Below are 24673 nucleotides of genomic sequence, written 5' to 3'. Positions count from 1 at the left end.
CGACCGGCCTTCCGGCCTAGACCCGCCAAAATGGGCTCGCGGTCAACACCTCTGGACCGTCAGCCGTGATCACCACCGCCTCGCGCCCGAACACCGCGCCGACACCCTGCTGCCAAACGTAGCCGGTGACCGCCAGCACCATGCCGGGCTCGAGCCGCTCCTGCTCCGCAGTGTGCGGCAGTCGCGCCGAGACCACCGGCGGGTCGAAGCCCATGCCCAGACCGCGCGCTACCGGCATCGGCGGCGCGGGCTCACCCGCGGCGGCATAGGCGGCCAGCAGCTCACCCGCTCCCGCACCCGGCCGGCACACAGCAATGAGCATGTCCCACAGCCGATCCCAGCGTCCGAACAGTCCGGCGGCACCGGCGACTTCACCGACCGGCCAGGTGCGTCCCACTTCGCCGATGTAGCCGCCGGCCAAGACGCCGGAGGACATCGCCACCAGGTCACCCGACTGCACGCGACCGTCGCCCGCGGCGCGCCGCCAGGGATGCTCGCGCGACGTCGCCCAGGCCACATCCTGATTCGAGGGTGTGCTCACCCCACCGGCGGCCACCGCCTCCAGCAATACCCCGGCCAGTTCCTGTTCCCGGACGCCGGGCCGCAGTTCCGCGACGGCGGCGGTCAGGCCGGTTTCGGCCACCGCGATGGATTCCCGCAGCGCGGCGATCTCGTCGTCGGTCTTGACCCGCCGCGACGCGCGCATGGCGAGCTCACCGTCGACCAGTTCGGCCCTGGGAAAGGCGGTCGGCAGCAGCTGAGCGAAAACCGGTGACAGCGCATCGGTTCCGACCCGCCGGGCGGTGGCTGCTCCCTCGATGCGGCTCAGCGCCGCGATGGTGTTCACCGGATTCCAGGAGATGCCGTAGAGGTTCTCCCGCGGGATGTCCTCGGGGATGCCCTCGTCCCAGGTACTGAGCAGATGCACGGCACCGGTCTGGCGCACCAGCACGCAGGTGGGCCCGAACGGCCGTGTTCCGGCCACCCAGAGTTGTGGTGCGCCGGTGACATAGCGGACGTTGGCCTGTCGGCCCAGCACCAGCACGTCCAGGTCGTGGACCGCCATCTGGGCCAGCGCGCGTTCCCGGCGCCCCAGGCGCAGCGCCTGCGCATCGGGCAGGACTTCAGTCGGCATAGGGGTCATAGGGGTAGTCGGTCAATCGAATCGAGCCCTCCTCGGTGATCACCAAAACCTCTTCACTGCGGTAGCCGCCGGTGCCGTCCTCCCACACCACGGGTTCCAGCACCAGCACCATGCCCGGCCGTAACACGAAGTTCTCGTCGAACTCCGCGCCCAGATCCGTTCCGATCATCGGCATTTCGGCCGCATTGACCCCGATGCCGTGACCAAGATAGAAGTGCGGCAGCCACGGACGGGTACCCCCGTTGGCCTCGGTCGCTGCCCGGCCCAGATCCGCGGCGGTGGCTCCGGCACGGGCGACGCCCAGCACGGCGTCCATGATCGAACGCCATCTGTGGAACTGCTCCTGCTGGCGCGGCGACGGGTCCTGTCCGACGATCCAGGTTCGGCCGAAGTCGGAGCAATAGCCCGCGTAGGTGATGCTGACGTCGGTCCACAGCACGTCGCCCTTCGCCAACTCGCGTTCGGTGCTCAACAGTGGCAGCGCCAGATCTCCGTGGGTGGTCCAGACGCCCTCGGCTCTGCTGTGTGGCATCACCTGCCAGATCGGCTCGAGCATGCTGGTCATCGCCCCAAGCTCGAAGGCACGGCGCACAAAACGTGCCGACAAGTCGATCTGGCGGATACCGGGGGCCAGCGCTTGCTGCACCTCGATCATCGCTTCGTCGGTGATGCGGACCGCGGTGCGGATGCAGGCCAGCTCGTCCGCAGTCTTGACGACCTTGGCCGCACTGATCACCGCGGCTGCGTCGACGGGAAAACCACTGGGGAACAACACGTCGCGGGCGCGCGACATCGCTCCGGTCAGTTCGTCGGCCGCGACCGTGGCCCCGCCGGGTACCAGGCCGGCCAGCGTCCGCGCGAAATCGGCTACGCCTTCGTCGAATTCGAGGTAGACCGGGCCGTGCAGGTGATCGGCCGGCAGCTCCGACTCCTGCGCCGCACCCTCGCGGAACGGCAGGAACAGGTGCGGCCACTCGTCGTCGGCCAGCACCACTGCCACCGGGCGCTCCACGTAGGACAGGCCGGCGTCGCCCAGCGGCCAACTGGTGCCGGTGGCATAGACCACCGCGTTGTTGCCGAGCAGCACCAGGGCGTCGACACCACGCTCGACCATCGCCGAGCGCAGCCGCGCCCCGGTCTCGCGGCGCATCCGGGACAGGTCAGGCGTCTCCGGTATCGCCAGACCGCTGCCCTGCGGCGCGAATGTGGTCCCCAAAACGGTCACAGCCCAAGGAATTCGGTGATGTTGCCGCTGACGATCCGGGCAGCGTTGTCCGGGCCGACGGCTTCGACGACGGCCGCGAGTGATTTCTCGGAATATCCGTACGTGCTCTCGTTGTGCGGGTAGTCCGACGACCACATCACCTTGTCGACCCCGATCCGGTCGATCAGTTCCAGGCCGAGCGGGTCGACCATGAACGAGGCGCTCATATGGGTGTCCCAGTAGTAGCGGACATCGTGTTCCAGGGGTCGGTTGAACATGTGCTGGTAGGACGCCACCAGATGTTCGGCGTCCTGCAGGGCCCACGGCACCCAAGCGATTCCGCCCTCGAACCAGCCGATCCGCAGAGCCGGGTGCTGATCGAGGATGCCGCCGAAGATGTATTTGGAGAACGTCTCCCGGAAGCCGTCGATGTTGATCATCATCCCGACGACGACGCTGTTGAACTCGCACGGGCTCTTCGGCGGAGTCTCCCCGATGTGGTGCGTCACAGGAAGGCCGGCGGCCTCGATCTCGTCCCAGACGGCACTCATGGACGTGCAGGAGTAGTCGATCGGGTTGCCGTCGTCGTCCTTCCCCGGATTCAGCGGCATCAGAAATGTCTTCAGTCCAAGGGATTTCAGTTCGGCCAGCGTCCTACGGGTGCCCTCGGGGTCCCACCAGTTGATCAGGCCGGCGCCGTAGAAGCGGCCGCCCGAGCGCTCCTGCAGTTCGGCGATGTACTCGTTGTAGATGCGGAAGGTGAGTTCGCGAAGTTTCTTGTCCGGGTAGTGGAATAACGCCAATACCGCGTTGGGGAAGGCGAGTTCTTTGTCGACGCCGTCCTCACGCAGTTCCTGGATCCTGGCCTCGATATTGGTGCTGGCCGCGCCGGGCAGGTCGTCGTACTGCATCAGCACGGCGCTGAAGTCGCCGGGCAGAAAGGACTGTCCCTTGCGGCCGACCTGATACGCGCCCTCCTCGTACCAGATGCGGGGCGCCTTGTCCTTGAGCTCCTCGGGGAAGCGTTCGTAGAAAATGTCGGCCGCCAGTGAGATGTGGTTGTCGGCCGAGAACACCTCGGTCCCGGCGGGCAGGCCCACGTTGCTGCCGATGGCGTGGCCTTTGCGATCCTTGGGCGCGCCAAAGCCTTTCGGCGGGTACAGGGTGCTCGTCATCATTGACCTTTCGTTACCAGGTGACCGGAAGTTCGTAGACGCCGTAGGCCAGGCGGTCGTGTTTGAACGGAATGTCCTCGATCCCGGACGCCAGTTGCAGTGTCGGGATGCGCCGGAACAGCGTGCGGAAGACGATCTGCATCTCGGCGCGGGCCAGCTGCTGGCCGACACACTGGTGCCGGCCGTAGCCGAAGGCGACGTTGCGGTCGGCGCCGGAGCGGTGCAGATACAGCCGCTCGGGATCGGTGAAGGCGTCGGCGTCCCAGTTCGCCGGGGCCAGGTCGATGATGATGCCGTCACCCGCGCGGATCACCTCGCCCGCGATCGGGATGTCCTCGACCGCGACCCGCCGCTGACCGTTCTGGATGATGCTGAGATAACGCAGCAGCTCCTCAACGGCATTGGCGACGATCTTGGGGTCGTCGGCGTCGCGGATGGCCGGCAGTTGGTCCGGGTTTTCCAGGAGCGCAAGCACTCCGAGACCGAGCATGTTGGCGGTGGTCTCGTGCCCGGCGATCAGCAGGCCGGTAGCCAGCTGGGCTGCCTCCTTCACGCTGAGCTCACCGTCCTTGACCCGCTCGGCCAGGTCGGAAACCGCATCCTCGGCCGGGGTCTCCATCTTGGCTTCCACCAGCTGAGCCAGGTACTTGTGCAGGGTCATCGCACCTTTGACGGTGTCTTCGCCGGATGCGTACCTCGCCAGCCCGACATTGGCGTGGTGCTGGAACATTTCGGCATCCTCGTACGGGACGCCGAGCAGCTGACTGATCACCAGTGACGGCACCGGCAGCGCCAGGGCACTGACGATGTCGGCCGGGGTGGGCCCGGCCAGCATCGCGTCGATGTGCTCATCGGTGATCTGCTGAATGGCCGGCCGCAGTCCCTCTACCCGACGAAAGGTGAACGGCTTGGACAACATTCGCCGAAACCGGGTGTGCTCCTCGCCGTCGGCGGTGAATACCGACCGCGGGCGCTTGTGCACCGTCGTCAACATCCCGGCGTTCCAGTGCGGGAAACCTGGCTGCCGGTCGTCGACGCTGACCCGGGCATCCGAAAATAGTTCGCGGCACTGCTCATAACCGGTGATGAGCCACGGCGTGCTGCCGTCCCAGATCCGCACCCTGGACAGCGGCCTGGCTTCGGCCAGCGCCATCACTCCCGGCGGTGGCGCGAACGGGCAACCGGACGCACGCGGCATCGGATACTCGGGAATGCCGGCAACCGATTCCGTGCTGGCACTCGCCTTGGACGCCGGGGAGGTCTCGGACACGGCTCACTCCTCAATGTGGATGGCCAGAGCCGGGCAGAACGCCGCGGCTTTGCGGGTGGCCTCGGCCTGGTCGGCAGACGGGTTCGGATTGAGCAACACGACGACGCCGTCCTCGTCGCGTTGATCGAAGACTTCCGGGGCGTTCATCACACAGTTGCCCGAGGACGCGCACACATCCTGGTCGACGCGAACTTTCATGGAGCCGACTCCGCAGTGACAGGCGCCAGCCACAAACCGACGATGGCGTCGATCAGGCCGGTTGCGGCGGCCCGCCAGGACGGGCGCGGCATCGAGGTACCTTCGGCCAGGGCACGTTCCAGATCCGCGCAGGTATGCATCAACAGATTGCGCGCCATGATGTTTCGCTCGAATCGGACGGCCACCGGCAATTCCGGGAGGCAGCTGTTGATGCCGTCGATGACCTGGACCAGAGACGACGAGCTGAGCGCGTCCTTGACCACGATGTTGTGATACGCCGGGTCGGTCATCGCCTGCGCGGCGAACCGGGCGTACCAGGTCGGGTTGCCCAGATCCTCCAGATGTTCGGTGAGCGGGCATACCAGGCAGGCGACCCAGTCCCGCATCCCGGCCGACTCGGGCAAGGCGGCCACCATCTGCTCGCGCAACGCCTCGACGGGTCCGCGGTGCTTCTCCTCGATGGCACGGACCAGGTCGGCCTTGGTGCCGAAGTGATAGCCGACCGCGGCGTTATTGCCCTGCCCGGCGGCCTCGCTGACCTGTCGGTTGGACACCGCGAACACCCCGTGTTCGGCGAACAACCGCTCGGCTGCGACGAGGATGGCCTCTTGCGTGAAGCTGGCCCGCTCGCCACGAACAGCCCGCCCGACTGTGGTCATACCACCCAGTCAACCGCGCCGGTCGTCATTAAGTCAAGCGATTGATTTAATCTCGGTGGCATCGGCCGTTCCGCCCCCGGTATGCGGCCCACGCCCCCGTGCACCAGAGCGCCCAGATCACCAGCAGCGGCTGGAACAACAGGCGGACGCCGCGGGCCAGATCGGAGTTGAGGCCGAAAGCGTCGGCGTGCGAGGCGAATTGGGCGATATTCCCGGGAAAGACCAGGACGAAGAACACGGCCACGATCCATCCCACTGTTGTCCGCCAGCGGGTGAGCACCAGCAGGCTCAGGCCGAGAGCGATTTCCACCAGGCCGGAGGCGATCACGACGAAATCGGCGTTCACGGGCAGCCACCCCGGCACCTGCGCGTAGAACTCGGTGCGGGCGAAACTCAGGTGGGCGACGCCCGCAAAGATCAGGAAGGCGCCGAGCACCAGACGGGCGATGGTCCGGATATTCACTAGCGTCCGGATTGGAAGCGCGCCGTCATGGGCCCCAGGATGCGCTGGTAGCCCGCCGGAGCCAGCCGTACCAGCAATTCGTAGGCCTTGGCGTCCGGCCCCACCACCACCCGCGCCTTCTTCTTCCGCACCGCCTTGAGGATGATCCGCGCGGCCCGCTGCGCGCTGGTGATGGCGACCTTCTCGAAGACCCGCACGCCGGCTTCTTTGTCGAGGCCTTCCACATGTCCGGCGTTGGCCGCGATCGCGGTCTTGACGTATCCGGGGTGCACGACCGTCACCGCGACCGGATGGCCGGCAACCGCCATCTCCTGGCGCAGCGCCTCGGTGAAACCGCGCACCGCGAATTTCGCGGAGGTGTAGGCCGCCTGACCCGGGACGCCGAACAGGCCGAACATGCTGGACATGTTGACGACGTGGCCGTCGCCGGACGCGATCAGATGCGGCAGAAAAGCTTTCGTTCCGTTGACCACACCCCAATAGTCGACGTCCATCACCCTTTCGATGTCCTTGAACTGGCTGACCTCGACGTCGCCGAGGAAGGCGATGCCCGCGATGTTGTAGATCTGGTGCACGATTCCGAAGTGCGCGTTGACCGTGTCCGCATAGGCGAGGAATGCCTCGCGTTCGGTGACGTCGAGCCGGTCTACACGCACCGGGGCACCCATCCGCCGGATGAGCTCCCCGGTCTGCTCGAGGCCTTCGACGTCGACATCACTGATCGCCAACCGCGCGCCGGAGCGGGCCAGTTCCACCGCCAGCGCCCTGCCGATGCCCGAACCCGCTCCGGTGACGACTGCGACCTTGCCGGCGAACCCGTCCATGGCAGACCTCCCGATCATCGAGTACACCGCACGGCGATGCACCGATCAACTGGTGGCCCGTACGACGCGCGCGGCAATCCGGGCATAACTGTCGCGCGTGACGTCGGTGGCGTCGCTCATGATGTTGTAGCCGTGGTCGACGCCGGGCACCTCGTAATATTCGGCCAGCGCCCCGACGGCCTGCAGCTTGTCGGCATACCTGCGGGCTTCGCCGCGAAGCCGGTCGTGTTCGGCCGTGATCACCAGTGCGGGCGCGATGCCCGCGATCCCGTCGGCGTTGTCGCCCCAGGCCGGCGACGCCAGGCGGTCGCGCCGCTGCGCGGGATCGGGGATGTAAGCGGTGTCGAAGACCTCGCCCATCCACGGCTTCATGATCGCTCGGCGTCCGATCGTCGAGGGCTTGGCCGCGGTGGGCGTCACCAGGTCGAGCGGTGCGTAATGCAGCACCTGCAATGCGATCCGGGGGCCGTGGTTCTCCAGCGCGAGCCGGGCGGCGGCGGCGCTGAGGTTGCCGCCCGCGCTCTGGCCGCCCACACACAGCCGGGTCCCGTCCCACTCCCGCGCGGGGTCCGCCGCCCAGCACACCACGTCGAAGATCTGTTGTGGCGCAGCAGGAAAGCGGTGCCCGGGAGCCACGACGTAACTGACGTTGACCACCACCGCGCCGGTGTTGGCGGCCAGATACCGGCACCACGGGTCGTCTTGCTCGGGGTGACCGACGACGAACCCGCCGCCGTGCACGTTGACGTAGACCGGTGGTCGCGCCGTCCCTTCCGGCGGGTGGTAGACGTCCGCGGCGGCATCGCCGTACCGGGTGGGGACGCGAACCCGGGTGACGCGGCCGGCGATTTCCGGAAAGCGCACGGCCACCTTCGGCGCCGGGCGCACGACAGTTGCGAAGACGCGCGCCAACGCGTCAGCGATGACTTGATTCGACAGCAGCGACAACGATTCATTCCTCCCCTCATCAATCCCCGGCGTCAGACTCTACCGTGCCGTGCGTGGGCGCCCGCTCTCCGCCGAACGTGAACTGAGGGCGATAAAAACGCCAAAAAGCCGCCGTGAGTTCACGTTCGGCGTGAACGTCAGGACGACTGCCGTCGCGGCCGATTCACCTTGCCCGCGACGGTTCCCCCGTCCACGGGAAGCACCGTGCCAGTGACATAGCGCGACCGGTCGGTGGCGAAGTACAGGGCCGCCTCAGCGACGTCGTCGGGCGTGCCCTCCCGTTTCAACGGCCGGTCGTCCCGCATCCCCTGGCGGATCCTGGTCTCGAATCGCTCCAGTTCCTCAGGAGCGAGATTCTCCGCCGAGGAGGCCAGGATAGGCGTCGGGATGTTGCCCGGCGCAATGGCGTTGACGCGAATCCCGTGCTGCGCCAACTCGATTGCGGCGGATTTGGTGAACTGGATGACCGCGGCCTTGGATGCCCGGTATGTCATCACACCGCCGCCGGCCTGGATGCCGCCGATCGAGGTCAGGTTGATGATGGAGCCGCCGTCGCGGGTTGCCATGTGCCGCGCGGCATCTCGGGTACCGGCCATCACCCCGAGGACGTTCACGGCCATGACGCGGTGGAAGTCGGACAAGTCATCGTCGAGCAGACGGCGCAGCGTTCCCGATACGCCGGCGTTGTTCACCATGACGTGCAGATCACCGAACTGCGCCACCGTCGCCGCCACCAGCGCCCCGACCTGGCCGGGATCGGACACGTCGGTGCGGACGAAGACCACGTCGTCCCCCAGAGTCGCGGCCAGCGCCTGCCCGCCCTCGACGTCGACGTCGGCAATGACCAGGCGCGCGCCCTCGGCGGCGAACCGCTGGGCCATCCCGCGCCCGAGGCCGGAGGCCGCGCCGGTGACGATCGCGACCCGGCCCAGCAATTCGTTGACCACCCGTCGAGTTAATCGGGACGGCCCGATTAAGTCAAGCAGTTGATTTAAACCAATCCGGCCCGGTGTCGGTAAGGTCAACCTCCAGGTGATCAACACTGTTCAGGCACTGCGTTTACGGGGGCGGCGCGCGGAATGCACGGCCCTGGAACGGCTGACGGTCCGTGCCCGATCGGGCGAGAGTCAAGTGCTCGCCCTGCGCGGCGAGGCCGGCATCGGCAAGACAGCCTTGCTCGAGTTCGTTGCCGAGTGCGCGCACGGTTTCCGGACGGCCCGGGTGTCGGGCGTGGAGTCGGAGATGGAGCTCGCCTTCGCAGCGCTGCATCAGCTCTGCATGCCGTACCTGGACTGCCTTGACGAGCTGCCCGCACCGCAACGCGACGCGCTGGCGGTCGCCCTGGGACACAGCGCGGGTCCCGCCCCGGACCGCTTCCTGGTCGGCCTCGCGGTGCTGAACCTGATCGGCAGCGCCTCCCGCGCCAAACCGCTGCTGTTCCTGGTGGACGACGCGCAGTGGATCGACCGCGTTTCGGCCCAGACCCTGGCGTTCGTCGCCCGCCGCCTGGTCGCCGAACCGGTGTGCCTGGTGTTCGCCATCCGCGACGGGCTCGGCAACGACGAACTGACCGGCCTACCCGAACTGACGTTGCAGGGACTCAATTCCGGCGACGCGCGTGCGTTGCTGGACTCGGCCGTCCTGGGGCGGTTGGACAACCAGGTGCGCGACCGCATCGTCGCGGAAACCCGCGGCAATCCCCTGGCTTTGCTCGAACTACCCAAAGGATTGACGACCGAGGAGCTGGCGGGCGGTTTCGGGCCGCCGGATGCGCGGCCGCTGGCCGGGCAGATCGAGCACACCTTCCTGCGCCGCATCGAACGGTTGTCGGAACACACCCAGCAATTGCTGCTCATCGCCGCGGCCGAACCGGTCGGGGACGCGGCGCTGTTGCGGCGGGCCGCCGACCTGTTGGGCCTGCCGCACGACGCGGCCGCGGGCGCCGAGGCGGCCGGACTCATCGACGTGGGGACCACGGTGCGCTTCCGGCACCCACTGGTGCGTTCGGCGGCCTATCGCGCGGCAGGCTTGATGGAGCGCCGGCGAGCCCATCGGGCGCTGGCCGAGGCCACCGACGGTGCGGCCGATCCGGACCGTCGCGCCTGGCACCTGGCGATCGCGGCGACAGGTCCCGACGAGAGTGTCGCGGCCCAGTTGGAACTGTCCGCCGAGCGCGCGCAGGCCAGAGGCGGAATTGCGGCCGCGGCGGCGTTCCTGGAGCGAGCGACCCAACTGACCTCCGACCCGGTCCGGCGCGCGGCCCGGGCGCTGGCCGCCGCCCAGGCCAAGCGCGACACCGCGGCGTTCGACGCCGCCGACGAGCTGCTGATCATCGCGGAGTCGGCCGCGTCACTCGACGATTTGCAGCGCGCCTGCCTCACCCGGTTGCGGGCTCAGATCGCGTTCGCCCGTAGCCGCAGTGGCGACGCCGACGCCCCGACGGTGTCTGATTCCGCCATCGGCCTGCTGGACGCCGCACGCCAACTCGCCGGCCTCGACGTCGCACAGTCGCGCGAAACCTACCTGGAGGCGCTGGGAGCGGCGCTGTTCGGCGGACGGCTGTGCCCGCACGGCGGTATCCGGATGACGGCCGCTGCGGCCCGCGCGGCGCCACCGGGGCCGGATCCGGTACGACCGGTCGACCGGCTGCTGGACGGCATAGCAATCCGTGCCACCGACGGTCACGCCGCGAGTCTGAGCACGCTGCGCGAAGCGCTTGCCCTGATCAGTTCCGAGGCCGAGCGCGCCGACGGCGACGTGATGCGCTGGTTCTGGCAGGCGTTCCCGATCGTGCAGGAGTCGGCCGCTCATGAACTTTGGGACGACGATGTCTGGCACCGACTGGCCACCCGCGCGGTGCGACTCGCTCGCGACGCCGGCGCACTGGCCGTCCTGCCGCTGGCCCTGGTCTATCGCGCCGGTGTACACGTCCAGGCCGGCGAGTTCGCGGCAGCCACCGCGCTGATCGAGGAAGCCGACGCCATCACATCCGCGACCGGCTATGCGCCGGTCAAGTATCACTCGGTGTTGCTGGCGGCCCTGCGGGGCACCGAGTCCGAAGCCGTGAGCCTGATCGAGTCGGCGCGGCACGACGGCGTCGCCCGCGGCGAAGGGCGGGTGGTGGGCCTGACGAACTTCGCCCTCGCCGTGCTCTACAACGGTTTGGGCCGCTACGAAGAGGCCTTCGGCGCCGCGCGCGATGCGTGTGCGGACGAGGACCTGGGCCTGTTCGGCTGGAGCCTGATCGAGCTCATCGAAGCCGCGGTGCGATGTGGTGAACTCGGTGCGGCGCGGGACGCGCTCGCCCAACTGGAGGAGCGCGCGCTGGACAGCGGAACCGATTGGGCGAGAGGGGTTCTGGCCCGGTCGCAGGCGCTGCTGGCCGACGACAGGAGAGCCGAGATCCGCTACCGGGAAGCCCTGGAGCGCCTGGGCAACACCCGGATCGCGGTGCAACTGGCCCGTGCGCATCTCGTCTACGGCGAATGGTTGCGCCGCTGCAACCGCCGCGTGGATGCCCGCGCTCAGCTGCACACCGCCCACGCGATGTTCACCCGGATGGGCGCCCAGGCCTTCGCCGAGCGGGCTCGCCGCGAGCTGCTGGTCACCGGGCAGAAGGTGAGCAAGCGCTCGAGCGCGCCTGCCGGTGAGCTGACCGCTCAAGAAGCGCAGATCGCCAAGCTGGCCGGTGACGGGTTGACCAACCCCGAGATTGCCGCGCAGTTGTTCATCAGTACCCACACTGTGGAGTGGCACCTGCGCAAGGTGTTCGCCAAGCTCGGCATCAAGTCGCGCCGGCAACTGCGCACCACCGCTACGGATTCCCTACGGGACTGACTACGGACTTTCAAGGGCTCGACGGTCCCCCTGGCCGGGCCATGCTGAGTTCGCGAGTTCATCGGAAGTCTTGAAAGGCGGGGCAATGAAGATTTTGGTTATCGGTGGCACCGGGCTTATCGGATCACAGGTGGTCGCCAACCTCACCGAGCTGGGGCACGAGGCCGTACCGGCCTCGCCGAGTTCCGGGGTCAACAGCGTGACCGGCGAGGGCCTCGCCGAGGCGATGACGGGCGTCGACGTGGTGGTGGACGTGTCCAACGCGCCCTCATGGACCGACGACGACGTCATAAATTTCTTCACCACCTCGACCCGCAATCTGCTGGATGCGGAACGGGCCGCCGGCGTCAAGCACCACGTCGCGCTCTCGATCGTCGGCACCGACCGGGTGCCGGCAAGTGGTTACATACGGGCCAAGGCAGCCCAGGAGAAGCTGATCGCCGAATCCGGCGCACCGTATTCGATCGTGCGGGCCACCCAGTTCTTCGAATTCGCGTTGGGCATCGCCGATTCGGCGACCGAGGGCAACACGGTGCGCCTCTCGCACGAGGCGGCCATCCAGCCGATCGCAGCGCGGGACGTCGCAACGGCCGTCACCCGTGCGTCGGTCGGCGATCCACTCAACCGGATCATCAATATCGCCGGGCCGGACAAGTTCGGCATGGACGACCTGGCCCGGCTCGCGTTGGCCGCGCACGGCGACTCGCGCGAGGTGGTCACCGATCCGTCGGCCACGTACTTCGGCGCTGAGCTTGACGACCGCAGCATCGTTCCGGTGGAGGGCGAAGAGGTGATCATCTACGAGACCCGCTTCAGCGAGTGGGCACCGGCTCACCTGACCAGCCCCGCGCGCTGACGGGCATGTCGATGGAGCTGATCGACCACACGGCGGTGGTCACCGGCGGAACGGCCGGCATCGGGCTGGAGTCGGCGCGGCTGCTGGCCAGCGAAGGCGCCACGGTCGTCATCTCGGGCCGCGACCGCGCCCGGGGCGAGCGGGCGGTGGAGGCCATCGGCGGCAACGCGCGGTTCGTCCAGGTCGATATGGCCGACGCAGAGTCGGTGAGTGCGCTGGTGGAGCAGTGCGGGCAGGTCGACATCGTCGTCAACAACGCCGCCAGCTTCCCGTCGGCGCTGACGGTCGACCAGGACCCGGAGACCTTCGAGACGATGTTCGACACCAACGTCCGCGGCGCCTATTTCCTGGTCGCGGGCCTGGTGCCGGGCATGCTGCAGCGCGGCCGGGGCAGCATCGTCAACATCACCACGATGGCCGCCTTCAAAGGCATCCCGGGCGCGTCCGGTTACAGCGCTTCCAAGGCCGCGCTGGAGTCCCTGACGCGGACCTGGGCGGCGGAGTTCGGACCGGGCGGGGTACGGGTGAACAGCGTGGCACCCGGCCCCACCCGCACCCCCGGCGTCGCCGCCGAATGGGGCGACGTCAACGAGGAACTGGGCAAGGGGCTCCCGCTGGGCCGCACCGCCTACGCGGCCGAGATCGCCGAGGCCGTGCTGTTCCTGAGCTCACCGCGGGCCAGCTTCATCACCGGCTCGACACTGCACGTGGATGGCGGTGGCGCAGCGGTGTGACCCGCTGCGATCAGGCGATGGCCCGCACAGCGCCGATCGCGACGCCGCCCCAGCCGGGCGGCACCACCAACCTGCCCACCACCACGCCCCGACCGGTCGCCGCGGTCATCCGCGCCTGCGTGGCCGCGGCGATCGGTCTGCCGGATGAGGTCATGCTGGTGGGCGAACTGATCGCCGAGGCGAACGCGCGCACCGGCGAGCTGAACCCGCAATGCCGCAGCAACCGGGCGATCACGGAGCTCGCGGCCGCCGAACGCACCGGCCGGGCCAGGCTTCGCAGCGCCTGGGGTATGGCCGGCATCGCGGGCGCCAGCATCTCCGGCGTGCCGCTGTCGTCGTCGGCGCCCATCAGCGCCGGCATGTTGTAGCCGAGCATGGGGGGCTCCAGCGACGGCAAGGTGGCGGCGGTCGACGACGCCGCGGCGTACCGGTACATCGCAGTCGCGTCCTGCGCCCACATCTCGCCGTATTCGGCTTCCAGGGCCGCGATCTCCGGCGTGTCGTGACCGGTCGGGTTGGTGGCGGCCAGGGCGGACAGCCGGGCGCGGTTAGACGCGATCGCCTGGGGAGGAACGGTAACGGCGAACGCGTCCTCGAATGCGCCCGCCGCCGCTCTGGCCTGCGCGGCGATCTGACCGGCCTTCGCCGCGGTGCGGTTCAGCCAGCGCAGATAAGGCGCGGTGGCGGTCGTCATCGCCTCGGAGGCAGAGCCCTGCCAACCCTCGGCGTTCAACGCGGCGATGGTGGCGCGGTAGGAGGCAACCGTGCCGTAGAGTTCGTCGGCCAACCGCTCCCAGGCGTTGGCCGCCTCCAGCATCGACCGGGATCGTGGACCGTCGTACATTCGCGCGGAATTGACTTCCGGCGGGACCTCCGCGAAATCCATTCCATCACCTCCGAGCGGCTCACCGGCCGGCCGCACCGCTCATCATGCGGTTCGCCGGTTACTTAGCCGCGCCTTCTGTTCATCTTTCGTTAACCTCAGGTTAGGTCAATGTTAGCCCGAAGCGGTGGAGGCCGGCGTGACTCGCCCGCGACTCCGACGCCCTCAGGCCTGACGCACTGCGTGCTGCGCCAACTGGACGCGTGAGGTGAAGCCGAGCTTGGTGTACATGTGCGTCAGGTGCGCCTGCACGGTGCGGGGCGAGACGAACAGCCGTTCGGCGATGTCCTTGTTCGTCAGTCCCGCGCTGACCAGTCGGGCCACGTCGAGTTCCGCGGGAGTCAGTGACGCCCAACCCGTCGCGGGCCGCTTACGCTCACCATGTCCACGCAGCGCATAACCGATGACCTCGTCTGCCGACAGGGCCGCACCGTCGGCCCACGCCGTCTCAAAATCGTTCTCCCCCAGTTGATTACGACACGTTGTGAGCAATGCGGGATAGCCGTCCTGGTAGACCGGGAACCGGCATTCGCCCGCTCGGGCACGCATGGCGTCCGCCGCGCCCAGGAGGCGGGCCGCTTCGGCATGGCTACCGGCGTCGACGGCCAGCCGGGCGAGAAGCTCCAAGGTCGCGGGCACCGCGAGACGACACTGCTTGTCTGCCGCGATCGAGAGGGCCTGCCGGGCGTCGCGCCGCGCCTGCTCGCGATCGCCACGATCCGCCGCGATGTACGCCCGAATGCTCAGAGCGAACAGCTGATGCCAGCCCGCCATGGTGGCCACGGCCTCGTCGGCCAGTTGCTGCGCCCTGTCTAGGTCGCCGTCGATGTGGGCGCACAGCGCGACGGCGGTGACGGCCACCGTGCCCCGCTGCACCTCGGGCAGTTCCCACACCTTGGCGCCGAGCAGGCGCGCCGCGGCCTCGTCCCCGTCGCCCGCGGCCGCTAGGGCCAGCACGGTCTCGGCCGTGCGTTCCAGCATGTCGTCGAGCTCGGCTGCCGTCGTGATGGCCTCCCGGCCAACACTTTTGGCCGCGTCGGCATCACCCCGATAGACCAGGGCACAACCCTGGCTGACCAGACACAGCATCATGCCCACGACATCGTTGTCGGATTCGCATTCGGCGCGGACGCGCCGGAAGGTGTCGATGGCCCCGTCCAGATCGGCGCGAAACATCTGTGCCATGCCCATGGCCCAGCGGCAGGTATGCGCATTCGACCAGTCGTGCAGTGCATCGGCGAGGTCAGCACCCTCACCGCCGATGGCGCGGGCGGCGACCGGGTCGCCGGCCATGGCGGCGAGATAAGCCTGGCGACCCAGGATCTGACTGAGTCGCCAGTCATCGCCGGTCTGGCGCGCCAAATCGATCGCCTCGGCAAAATAGGTTGCTGCAGCAGCGAAGTCGAGCCCGACGATGCAGCCGGCCGCGGCCAGAGTTCTGGCCAGCAACGCAGGGTCGCCGCGTTCGCGCGCGGTGGCGATGGCACGTTGCACCATTCCCCCGCTGTCGATGGCCGCGGTGAAGGAGTCCAGCACCGCGTGGTCGGCAATTGCCCGGGCATAGATCGCCGGGTCGACCTCGTCCGGGCGGAAGTCGCTGTCGGTCAGCACGGAACCGAACCAGGACAAGCCTTCTCGCAGGCGTCCCCGGCCCTGCCACACCGGCAGCAACGAGGACGCCAACGCCAGGGCGGCCGCGTGGTCGTCACTGTCACAGCAGTGGGCGAAGGCCGCGCGCAGGTTGTCGATGTCCGCCTCGACCCGGGCCACGCTGCGCCGGAAGTCGTTGCGCGCCGGACGATCCAGCTCGGCGGCCAGTGCCGTGTAGTGATCCCGGTGCCGACGGCGCACAGTGTCGGCCTCACCGGATTCGCTGAGCTTCTCCACGGCGTAGGCGCGGATGGTCTCGAGCATCCGGTAGCGCGCCCGTTCGGCGATGTTGTCGGCCTGCACCAGTGATTTATCGACCAGCAGCGTCAACTGGTCCAGCACTTGATAGCGCTGTACGCCCTCGCCACCACATACCGCGACGGCGGCGTCGAGGTCGAAGCCGCCGGCGAATACCCCGAGCCGGCGGAACAGCACGCTTTCGGTGTCGGTGAGCATGGAATGCGACCAGTCCACCGAGGCGAGCAGGGTCTGCTGGCGCCGGACGGCGGTATGCGCACCGCCGGTGAGCAGCTGGAACCGGTCGTGCAGGCTGTCGCGGATGTCGGCCGCCGACAGGGCACGCATGCGCGCGGCGGCCAACTCGATGGCCAGCGGCATTCCGTCGAGGCGGCGGCAGATCTCGGCGACCGCCTCGACGTTGCCGTCGGCCAGGACGAAGTCCGCCCGGACGTAACGGGCGCGGTCGGAGAACAATTCCATCGCTTCATCGGCCAACGCCAGGGAGGGCACCTGCCAGTTCACCTCCGCGGCGGTGCGCAGCGGTTCGCGGCTGGTGGCCACCAGCCGCACCTTCGAACAGCGCCCCAACAGCGCGGCGGCAACTGACGCAGCGGCTTCAAGGAGGTGCTCGCAATTGTCGAGCACGACCAGGGCCTCCCGGTCCGCGATGCGCGCGGCGACGGCGTCGACGATCGACCGGCCCGGCTGACTGTGCAGACCCAACGCTTGCGCAACGGCGGCTTCCACCAGGTCGGGGTCGGCGATCGGCGCGAGATCGACGTAGTAGACCAATTCCCCGTTTCCGCTGCCGTAGTGCTTGGCCAGTTGGATTGCCAGCCGGGTCTTGCCGACGCCACCCGCGCCCGTGAGGGTGACCAGGCGATGTTCACCGAGGATCCCGGCGAGTTCCGCGATCTGGGATCCGCGGCCCACGAAGCTGGTCAGTGGCACCGGAACAGTCTGGGCCGCAGCACTGTTCGGGGACCGGAGCGGCGGGAATTCCACGCGCGAATCGGGATGGCACAGCTGCATGATGCGTTCGGGGCGGACGATGTCACGCAGCTGGTGGGTGCCGAGGTCGGTCAGCCAGGCTCCCTGGGGCAGGTTGTCGACCACCAGCTGCTCGGTAGCCACCGTCAGCACCGTCTGGCCGCCGTGTGCCAGATCCCGTACCCGCGCGGCCCGATTGATCGTGGGCCCCATGTAGTTGGCCGCATCGCGCAGCTGAATCTCCCCGGTGTGCAGGCCGATCCGCAACCGCAGCGGCGCCAGCGGTGAGCGCTGCAACGCCAGGGCACATGCCGCCGCGTCGCTGGCCCGGGCGAACGCGATGACGAAGCTGTCACCCTCGCCCTGTTCAACGGGACGTACTCCGTGGTGCGCGTCGACCAGCCGCGACAAGGTCGTATCGAGGCGCGCCACCGCCTCGCTCATCTCGGCCGGTTGGTTCTGCCACAGCCCGGTGGACCCCTCGACGTCTGCCAGCAGCAACGTCACCGTTCCGGTAGGCAGTTCGCTCACGCCAAGCTCATTCCAGTTCACCGGCGCGTCCGCGCGGGGCTCAGATTCACCCATGCTAGCCAGCATGCGATGCCCCGGCGCCGCCCAACATCAGCAGATGTGCGTAGAAATCCACTCCACCGCTGCCGCGCGCAAATTACGCGATCCGACCAATGCTCCCGGCCCGGCACCCGCCGCATAGTCGAGGCACCGGCGAACGAGGAGGAACACATGACCCGACACATCTGCAACACCGCGGTCGACGCGGTCATCGCGGGGCACTACGACGAACGCTTCGGCGAACTCGCGGTCGCATTCGCCGACGAGATCACCACCGGTGGTGAACTCGGTGCGGCCATTGCGATCGACATCGACGGCGAGATGGTCGTGGACATCTGGGGCGGTTACACCGACCAGGCGAGAACCCGCCAATGGGACAGAGACACCATCGTCAACGTCTTTTCGAGCACCAAGAATGTCACCGCCCTGGCCGCACTGCTCCTCATCGACCGGGGCGCCCTGGACCCGTACGCCCCCGTCGCCCGATACTGGCCGGAGTTCGCCGCGAACGGAAAACACGGCATCGAGGTGCGTCACGTGTTGAGCCACACGTCGGGGGTCTCGGGCTGGGAGTTGCCGTTCACCATCGACGACGTCTACGACTGGGAGAAGTCCACCACGCAACTCGCGTCGCAGGCGCCGTGGTGGGAACCCGGCAGCGCCTCCGGATATCACGCGGTGAACAGCGGGCATCTGATCGGCGAGCTGGTCCGGCGCGTCACCGGGATGACATTGAAAGATTATGTGCGTGCGGAGATCGCGCGTCCGTTGAACGCTGACATCCAGATCGGCGCACTTCCCGAAGACGACAGCCGTATCGCCGAGTTGATCCCGCCCCCGCCGCTGGACGTGCCGCTGGACGCGGTGCCCGAGGACCACCCGATGCGCAAGACTTTCGGGATACTCGCCCCCAACGCCGAGGCCGCATTGACCGCGCAGACGACGGCGTGGCGGCGCGCGGACATCGGAGCGGCCAACGGTCACGGCAACGCCCGCTCACTGGTACGCGCATTGTCGGCAATCTCGTCGGGCGGCAGAGCGGACGGGGTCCAGTTCCTCAAACCGGAGACCATCGACCTGATATTCACCGAGCAGGCCGACGGCATCGACCTGGTACTTGGCATGCCGGCCCGCTGGGGGATCGGTTTCGCCCTGCCGAAACGCGAAGCGGTGCCTGATGTCCCGGACGGGAGGATCTGTTATTGGGGCGGCTGGGGCGGCTCGATGGTGGTGATGGATCTGGATCGCCGGATGACGTTCTCCTACGTGATGAACAAGATGGGGCAAGTGACGTCGGCCGGATCCGACCGAACACAGAAGTACACCCGGCTGATCTACGATGCCGTCGGTTGAGATCGGCCCGCGGACGGGTTGCGCTATGCCGTCGACCTGAGCATGGTGGAAGGCGCCTTCTCTACGATCAATCGACGCAAAGGAGAAGCAGTCGATGCCGGCACAGCCGACCAGCGGTAACCCCTTTGACACGATTCGCCTGAACAGGCGGGGCTTCATCGCCGCCGGGATCGCCGGCGGCGTCGCCGGTGGATTCGCACTGGCCGGATGCGGACGATCGAAGACGTCAAACTCGCCGATGAGCGCCGCCATCGATGCGGCAGAAGCCGCCCGCCCGCACAGCGGCCGCACCGTGACGGCCAGCCTGACACCGCAACCCGCCAAGGTCGACATCGGCGGCCGGATCGTCGACACGCTGGCCTACGGCGACAGCATTCCGGGACCACTGCTGCGAGCCGCCGTGGGCGACGAGGTCGTCGTCTCCGTCTCCAATAAGCTCGACCACCCCACCTCCGTCCACTGGCACGGCATCGCGCTGCGCAACGATATGGACGGCGCCGAGCCCGCGACCCCCAATATCCCTGCGGGACAGGATTTCACGTATCGCTTCTCGGTACCGAACTCCGGCACCTACTGGGCGCACCCGCATACCGGGCTGGACGGCGACAAGGGCCTGTACCTGCCTTTCATCATCGACGACCCGACCGAGTTGGGTCGCTATGACACCGAATGGATTGTCGTCCTTGATGATTGGACGGATGGCGTCGGCAAGTCCCCGCAGCAGCTCTACGACGCGCTGATCAACAAGCCGCCCGCGCCGCAACCCACACCAACGACCACCACGCCTACCACCGCGACCACCACGACGACCGGCACAACCCCGAGCTCCAGCCCGTCGTCATCCAGTACCCCCACATCAACCACCGTTATGCCGGGGATGCCAGGCATGGGCGAGGTCGGTAAGAGCGACCTGCTCGGCGGTGACGCCGGCGACATCGCCTACCCCTACTACCTGATCAATGGGCGAATTCCCGAGGCCGCCACCACCTTCAACGCCAAGCTCGGTCAGCGGATCCGTATTCGCATCATCAACACCGGCTCGGACACGGCGTTCCGCGTCGCCCTGGCCGGCCATTCGATGACCGTCACCCACACCGACGGCTTCCCGGTCATCCCGACACAGGTGGACGCGTTGCTGGTGGGCATGGCTGAGCGCTACGACGTGGTAGTGACCGCCGCCGATGGCGTGTTCCCACTGGTCGCGTCCGCCGAAGGCAAGAACGCGGTGGCCCGCGCGTTGCTGGTGACCGGCAAAGGCAGCCCACCCGACCCGCAGTTCCGGCCCGCCGAACTCACCCGTCGGGTGGGCACCGTCGAGATGTTCACCGCGGTGACCGCGGCCAATCTGGGTCGCCCCGATCCGCGGTTGGACCTGCCCGTCGTGCTCGGCGGCTCGATGGCCAGATACGACTGGACGATCAATGGCGAGCCGTACAGCAGAACCAAACCGCTGCAGGTGCACGAGGGCCAGCACACCTCCCTCAACTTCGACAACACCACCATGATGTGGCACCCGATGCACCTGCACGGCCACACTTTTCAGGTGATCAAACCCGACGGCACCCTCGGCGCCCGCAAGGACACCGTCATCGTGCTACCCAATCAGAAGCTACGCGCCGTCCTGGTTGCCGACAATCCGGGAACGTGGGTGATGCACTGCCACAACACCTATCACCAGGAAGCCGGCATGCAGACGCGCATCGATTACGTCTTCTGAGCTACCGTCCACAACTAGTGCCGAAGAACTCGAGCAGCAACTCGTTGACCGCCGGCGCCTGCTCGATCTGCGGGCAGTGCCCCGCGTCGTCGATGACCACCGACCGCCCGCCGTCTATCTGACCGGCGATCTCGGCAGCCCATCCCGGCGGCAGCAGCTTGTCGCCGCGCCCCTCGACTACCAGCGTCGGCACCTGGATCCGCTCATAGGCCCGGGTAGCAGCCGGCGCCGCGGGTGGCGGTGCGTTCGGACGCCGGAAGCGCGCTGCCGCCACCGCCTCCCAGGCACCCGGCGCGGTGCTCGATTCGAATCGGCGCCACACGTAGTCCTCATCGGCCGGGTAGGCGGGGTCATAGAACAGCGCTTCGACGATGTTGCGCATGGCGGGCAGCGTGGCGTCGTACTGCTGCAGCGCCTCGAAGTAATGATTCTGCTGAATCTCGCCGCCGCCGCAGATAATTGCCATGCTGCGCACCGGTAGCACCGGCGCCGCTGAGGTGGCGTCGCTGAGCAGGTTGATGGCGCCCATGGAGTTCCCGGCGAAGTGGGCCGAGTCGATGCCGAGCACCTGGCAGAACCGTGCCACGTGCCGGATCCGCATCGCGCGGCTGTTGACGAAATCCATGACTTTGGCCGACTGCCCGAAGCCGAGCTGATCCGGCGCCAGCACCCGGTGACGCGCGGCCAGTGCGCCTATATTGCGTTCCCAACCCAGCTCGGCGCTGGCGCCGAACTCGCCACCGTGCAGCAGCACCAGGGGATCGCCGTGGCCGGCCTCCAGATAACTCGTTGCCAGACCGTCGATCTCGACGATCCTGCGACGCACGTCCATCACTTGATCGCGATCGGGTTCACCGGAGAGCCGACGGCACCGGTGAATCTCAGTGGCGGCGCGACGAGCTGGAATTCGTACACACCGTCGGCCGCGCAGTCTTCGGCCAGCGCGGTCAGATCCCAGTACTCGCCAAGCATCAACCCCATATCGCGCAGGCACAGCAGATGGAAAGGTAGGAACAATCCCTCGACTCCGGACACCGGATCCTCGACCTGCAGGTTGTCGGCGGCCACCGCGGCCACCTCGTTGTCGTGGAGCCAGTGCGCGCAGCGCCAGTCCAGTCCGGAGTACGGTTCCATCTTGTCACCGGTCATCAGAAACCTTGTCCACCAGCCGGTTCGGATGAGGACGATGTCGCCGCTCTCGATCTGCACGCCCTGCGCCCGGGCCACGTCGTCCAATTCCGCCGGCATGATCGGGTTTCCGTGTTCGAGAAACACTTCGGCGCCGCGGTGGCGCACCAGGTCCAACAACACCCCGCGCGAGGTGATGCCCTTGACGTCGACCTTGTCGATACCGCAATGGAACGCGCCCAGGCTGGTCACCGAATCCGCCGGGAAGCCGTTGTAGAGCTGGTCCTCGTAATACACGTGGGACAGCGCATCCCACTGAGTGGCGGCCTGCAGGGGCATGATGACCATGTCGTCGTTGAACCGGAACGGGTTGTCGGCCAGGTAACCGCTCAGCTGCGCGGCGGTGGGATTCTTGTCCCACCCGGGCCCGTACTGCGCCAGCGAATGCGCGTCGCCTCCGTCGACCGTCATCACGTGAATGGGATTGTGCCGGAACCCGAAAGCGCCCTGCGGACCGGACGAACCGAAGTCCACGCCGAGTGGGAAGACTTTGCCGTGCCGGACCAGGCCGGCCGCCCGGCGGACCTTCTCCGGGGTGATGAAGTTCAGGGTGCCCAGCTCGTCGCCCGGACCCCATCTGCCCCAGTTGCTGAGATCCTCTGCGGCCCGCCGGAAGTCGGTCATGTCAGCCATCAGGCCCGTCCCTCCTCCAGTTCAGCGGCGATGGTGGCACCCACGTTTCCGCCGTCCACCCACACGACCTGACCGGAAATGTAGCTGGCCGCCCTGCTGTTGAGGAACACCAGCACCGCGGCCTGCTCGGCCGCCTCGCAGACCCGCCCCAGCGGCTTGGCGATGCCGTCGAGGTAGGACGGTCCGTACGCGGTGCGCAGCTGGTCGAGGATCGGGGTCTCGGTGACCCCGGGTCCGGTGCAGTTGATTCGGATGCCCCGCTTACCGAGTTCGACGACGCTGGACATGGTGTAGAGGATGATCGCTTCCTTGGACAGTTGGTAGCCGTTGCCCAGCGTGTCGAGATGGCTTTCGCACCAACGCACCCCCTCGTGCATCGTCGCGGTGCGCAGCAACGGGGCAACCTGCTGCCCATGCTCCCGGTATGACGCCGCCGCCAGTGACGACACGCTCACTATCGACGAACCCGCAGGCATCCGCGGTATCACGGCCTCGGTGAGATGCCGCAATCCCAGAAAGTTGATAGTGACCACCAGTAGCGGGTCGCCGATCCCCGAGGAGACGCCGGCGAGGTTGAACAGCGCGTCGACCGGCCCCTCGATCGACGCAGCAGCCCGGTCGATCGATGCCCGGTCGGACAGATCAACCTGACGAAAGTCGTTGACTCCTAGAGCTGGTGAGCGGTCCAGCCCTATCACCTGCGCGCCGAGCTCGCTGAGCTGCTGCGCGACCTGGGCGCCGATGCCCGACGCACAACCGGTCACCACGGCACGGCGACCGTCGTAGCGCCACAACTCCTCGATACGCGCCACCGGTCAGCAGGTCTTCGGTGTCACTTGGCCTGCTGCTCCTTCAACCGCTGCGCCGCCTGAACCCGGCCTTCGTTGATCTCGGCCATGGCCTCGGGGATCTCACTGGCGGTGAACTTACCGCCGCGCCCGGTCGGCAACCCGCCGAACGAGTAGTTTTCGTCGAACGGCGGAATCGTCGACTCGGGCCGGCGCGCCTCCACCTTCTCGATCACCGGCGCCAGTCTCGCGGCCTTCTCGGCCACCGCTTTCTCGTCACGCTCGATGAATTCGGGCAGTACCTCTTTGCCCATCAACTCGATGGATTCCATGGTGCCCTCGTGACTGCGCGGGTTGAGCAGCAGGATGATCTCGTCGACGCCGCTCTCCTCGTAGCCACGCAGGAACTCTCGCACGGTGGCCGGTGATCCGATCGCGCCGCGCCCCGGACCGTAGGCCAGCGTCGGGTCCTTGTCCACCTCCTCGAGATAGCGGTCCCACACCCCGGTGCGTCCGGGTGTGTGCACCCCGGTCATGTAGTAGTGCATGATGCCGAAGGAGAAGAATCCGCCGCCCTTGCCGAGGCGCTGTAGCGCCAGGTCATCTGTTTTGGCGACCATCATCGACAGGTCACCGCCGATGGCCAGGATGTTGGGGTTGATCTGCGGGGTCACCGGGACTCCGTTCTCTTCCAATTCCTTGTAGTAGCCATTCACCCGCTCGGCCAGGGGTCCGGGTCCGGTGTAGGCGAAACTCAATGCGCCGATGCATTTCTGGGCCGCCATCTGCACACTGGCGGGTCGTGTGCAGGCGACCCAGACCGGCGGGTGGGGCTTCTGCAGCGGCTTGGGGATGACGTTGCGGGCCGGCATTTCGATGTGTTCGCCTTTGAAGCCGGTGAAGGGCTCTTCGACCATGCAGCGAATGGAGACCTCCAGCGCCTCCTCCCACTGCGCGCGCTTGTCGGCGGGGTCGATGTTGAAGCCGCCGAGTTCACCGACCGAGGAGGACTCACCCGTGCCGAATTCGACTCGGCCGTTGGAGATCAGGTCCAGGGTGGCGATGCGTTCGGCAACCCGGGCGGGGTGGTTGACGACCGGCGGCAGGTGCATGATGCCGAAGCCCAGCCGGATGTCCTCGGTGCGCTGGCTCGCCGCGGCCAGGAACATCTCCGGCGCCGTGGAGTGGCAGTACTCCTCGAGAAAGTGATGCTCGGTGAGCCAGACGGTGGAGAAGCCGGCCTTGTCGGCGGCTTCGACCTCGTCCAGGCAGTCTTGCAGCATTTGCCGCTCGTCGTCGGGGACCCAGGGCCTGGGCAGGGCGAACTCGTAGAACAGGGAAATCTTCAT

21 protein-coding genes are annotated in these 24673 nt (G+C 67.5%); 5 read left to right on the top strand and 16 right to left on the bottom strand.

Annotation, left to right across the window (positions count from 1 at the left end):
- Window positions 1-16: 16 nt before the first annotated feature.
- The 10 genes from ACNQS7_RS24420 to ACNQS7_RS24375 all read right to left on the bottom strand — a co-directional run bounded on the left by ACNQS7_RS24420 (window position 17) and on the right by ACNQS7_RS24375 (window position 8832).
- Window positions 17-1135, bottom strand: a complete 1119-nt coding sequence (locus tag ACNQS7_RS24420; protein WP_418014558.1) for a M24 family metallopeptidase — start codon at window positions 1133-1135, stop codon at window positions 17-19.
- Window positions 1125-2294 carry a M24 family metallopeptidase gene (locus ACNQS7_RS24415; RefSeq protein ID WP_418016132.1) on the bottom strand — a complete coding sequence of 390 codons (1170 nt, stop codon included), beginning with the start codon at window positions 2292-2294 and terminating at the stop codon, window positions 1125-1127. The genes ACNQS7_RS24420 and ACNQS7_RS24415 overlap by 11 nt, the downstream gene beginning before the upstream one ends.
- A gap of 71 nt (window positions 2295-2365) precedes the next feature.
- Window positions 2366-3523, bottom strand: a complete 1158-nt coding sequence (locus ACNQS7_RS24410; protein WP_418014557.1) for an amidohydrolase family protein — start codon at window positions 3521-3523, stop codon at window positions 2366-2368.
- A 13-nt stretch (window positions 3524-3536) separates the two neighbouring features.
- Window positions 3537-4721, bottom strand: a complete 1185-nt coding sequence (locus ACNQS7_RS24405; RefSeq protein ID WP_418016131.1) for a cytochrome P450 — start codon at window positions 4719-4721, stop codon at window positions 3537-3539.
- Between the two features lie 75 nt (window positions 4722-4796).
- Entirely contained in the window at window positions 4797-4991 is a 195-nt protein-coding gene (locus ACNQS7_RS24400) for a ferredoxin (RefSeq protein WP_418014556.1), read from the bottom strand.
- On the bottom strand, window positions 4988-5650 hold the full coding sequence (locus ACNQS7_RS24395) for a TetR/AcrR family transcriptional regulator (RefSeq protein WP_418014555.1): 663 nt from the start codon (window positions 5648-5650) through the stop codon (window positions 4988-4990). Before ACNQS7_RS24395 ends, ACNQS7_RS24400 begins: the two co-directional genes overlap by 4 nt.
- 46 nt (window positions 5651-5696) lie before the next feature.
- On the bottom strand, window positions 5697-6107 hold the full coding sequence (locus ACNQS7_RS24390) for a hypothetical protein (protein ID WP_418016130.1): 411 nt from the start codon (window positions 6105-6107) through the stop codon (window positions 5697-5699).
- A 5-nt stretch (window positions 6108-6112) separates the two neighbouring features.
- Window positions 6113-6937 carry an SDR family NAD(P)-dependent oxidoreductase gene (locus tag ACNQS7_RS24385; protein ID WP_055580519.1) on the bottom strand — a complete coding sequence of 275 codons (825 nt, stop codon included), beginning with the start codon at window positions 6935-6937 and terminating at the stop codon, window positions 6113-6115.
- Window positions 6938-6982: 45 nt separating this feature from the next.
- Entirely contained in the window at window positions 6983-7801 is an 819-nt protein-coding gene (locus ACNQS7_RS24380; RefSeq protein ID WP_418016129.1) for an alpha/beta hydrolase, read from the bottom strand.
- A 221-nt stretch (window positions 7802-8022) separates the two neighbouring features.
- Entirely contained in the window at window positions 8023-8832 is an 810-nt protein-coding gene (locus ACNQS7_RS24375; RefSeq protein ID WP_418014554.1) for an SDR family NAD(P)-dependent oxidoreductase, read from the bottom strand.
- 85 nt (window positions 8833-8917) lie between these two features.
- Between ACNQS7_RS24375 and ACNQS7_RS24370 the strand changes: the two genes are divergently transcribed.
- From ACNQS7_RS24370 to ACNQS7_RS24360, 3 genes are all read left to right on the top strand, one after another.
- Window positions 8918-11722 carry a helix-turn-helix transcriptional regulator gene (locus tag ACNQS7_RS24370; RefSeq protein ID WP_418014553.1) on the top strand — a complete coding sequence of 935 codons (2805 nt, stop codon included), beginning with the start codon at window positions 8918-8920 and terminating at the stop codon, window positions 11720-11722.
- Window positions 11723-11807: 85 nt separating this feature from the next.
- Complete coding sequence (locus ACNQS7_RS24365) at window positions 11808-12578, top strand: SDR family oxidoreductase (protein ID WP_418014552.1); 771 nt, start codon at window positions 11808-11810, stop codon at window positions 12576-12578.
- Window positions 12579-12589: 11 nt separating this feature from the next.
- Window positions 12590-13312, top strand: coding sequence for an SDR family NAD(P)-dependent oxidoreductase (locus ACNQS7_RS24360; RefSeq protein WP_418016128.1), 723 nt, complete (start codon window positions 12590-12592; stop codon window positions 13310-13312).
- 10 nt (window positions 13313-13322) lie between these two features.
- Here the strand turns inward: ACNQS7_RS24360 and ACNQS7_RS24355 are convergent, their stop codons facing one another.
- Together ACNQS7_RS24355 and ACNQS7_RS24350 are read right to left on the bottom strand one after the other, a co-directional pair.
- Window positions 13323-14198: a PPE family protein gene (locus tag ACNQS7_RS24355; RefSeq protein WP_418014551.1), complete on the bottom strand. Its 876-nt coding sequence runs from the start codon at window positions 14196-14198 to the stop codon at window positions 13323-13325.
- A 162-nt stretch (window positions 14199-14360) separates the two neighbouring features.
- Complete coding sequence (locus tag ACNQS7_RS24350; protein WP_418014550.1) at window positions 14361-17672, bottom strand: LuxR C-terminal-related transcriptional regulator; 3312 nt, start codon at window positions 17670-17672, stop codon at window positions 14361-14363.
- Between the two features lie 144 nt (window positions 17673-17816).
- On the opposite strand from ACNQS7_RS24350, the gene ACNQS7_RS24345 reads away from it, so the two are divergent.
- Complete coding sequence (locus ACNQS7_RS24345; protein ID WP_418014548.1) at window positions 17817-18998, top strand: serine hydrolase domain-containing protein; 1182 nt, start codon at window positions 17817-17819, stop codon at window positions 18996-18998.
- A gap of 94 nt (window positions 18999-19092) precedes the next feature.
- A complete protein-coding gene (locus ACNQS7_RS24340) occupies window positions 19093-20715 on the top strand; it encodes a multicopper oxidase family protein (protein WP_418014547.1) in 1623 nt (540 codons plus the stop codon).
- A 1-nt stretch (window position 20716) separates the two neighbouring features.
- Here ACNQS7_RS24340 and ACNQS7_RS24335 read toward each other — a convergent pair whose 3' ends face one another.
- Genes ACNQS7_RS24335 through ACNQS7_RS24320 form a run of 4 tightly spaced genes read right to left on the bottom strand, consistent with a single transcriptional unit; the run spans window position 20717 to window position 24673 of the window.
- The gene (locus tag ACNQS7_RS24335) at window positions 20717-21547 is read right to left on the bottom strand and encodes an alpha/beta fold hydrolase (protein ID WP_418014546.1); all 831 of its coding nucleotides are present in this window, start codon (window positions 21545-21547) and stop codon (window positions 20717-20719) included.
- Window positions 21547-22536: a cyclase family protein gene (locus ACNQS7_RS24330; RefSeq protein WP_418014545.1), complete on the bottom strand. Its 990-nt coding sequence runs from the start codon at window positions 22534-22536 to the stop codon at window positions 21547-21549. Before ACNQS7_RS24330 ends, ACNQS7_RS24335 begins: the two co-directional genes overlap by 1 nt.
- Entirely contained in the window at window positions 22536-23348 is an 813-nt protein-coding gene (locus ACNQS7_RS24325) for a coniferyl-alcohol dehydrogenase (RefSeq protein WP_418014544.1), read from the bottom strand. Before ACNQS7_RS24325 ends, ACNQS7_RS24330 begins: the two co-directional genes overlap by 1 nt.
- A 20-nt stretch (window positions 23349-23368) precedes the next feature.
- Window positions 23369-24673, bottom strand: a complete 1305-nt coding sequence (locus tag ACNQS7_RS24320; RefSeq protein ID WP_418014543.1) for an LLM class flavin-dependent oxidoreductase — start codon at window positions 24671-24673, stop codon at window positions 23369-23371.

This window comes from Mycobacterium sp. 23 (genome assembly GCF_048287075.1).
GTDB classification, from domain to species: Bacteria; Actinomycetota; Actinomycetes; order Mycobacteriales; family Mycobacteriaceae; genus Mycobacterium; species Mycobacterium gordonae_B.
This window is presented reverse-complemented; position numbering and strand designations above follow the sequence as displayed.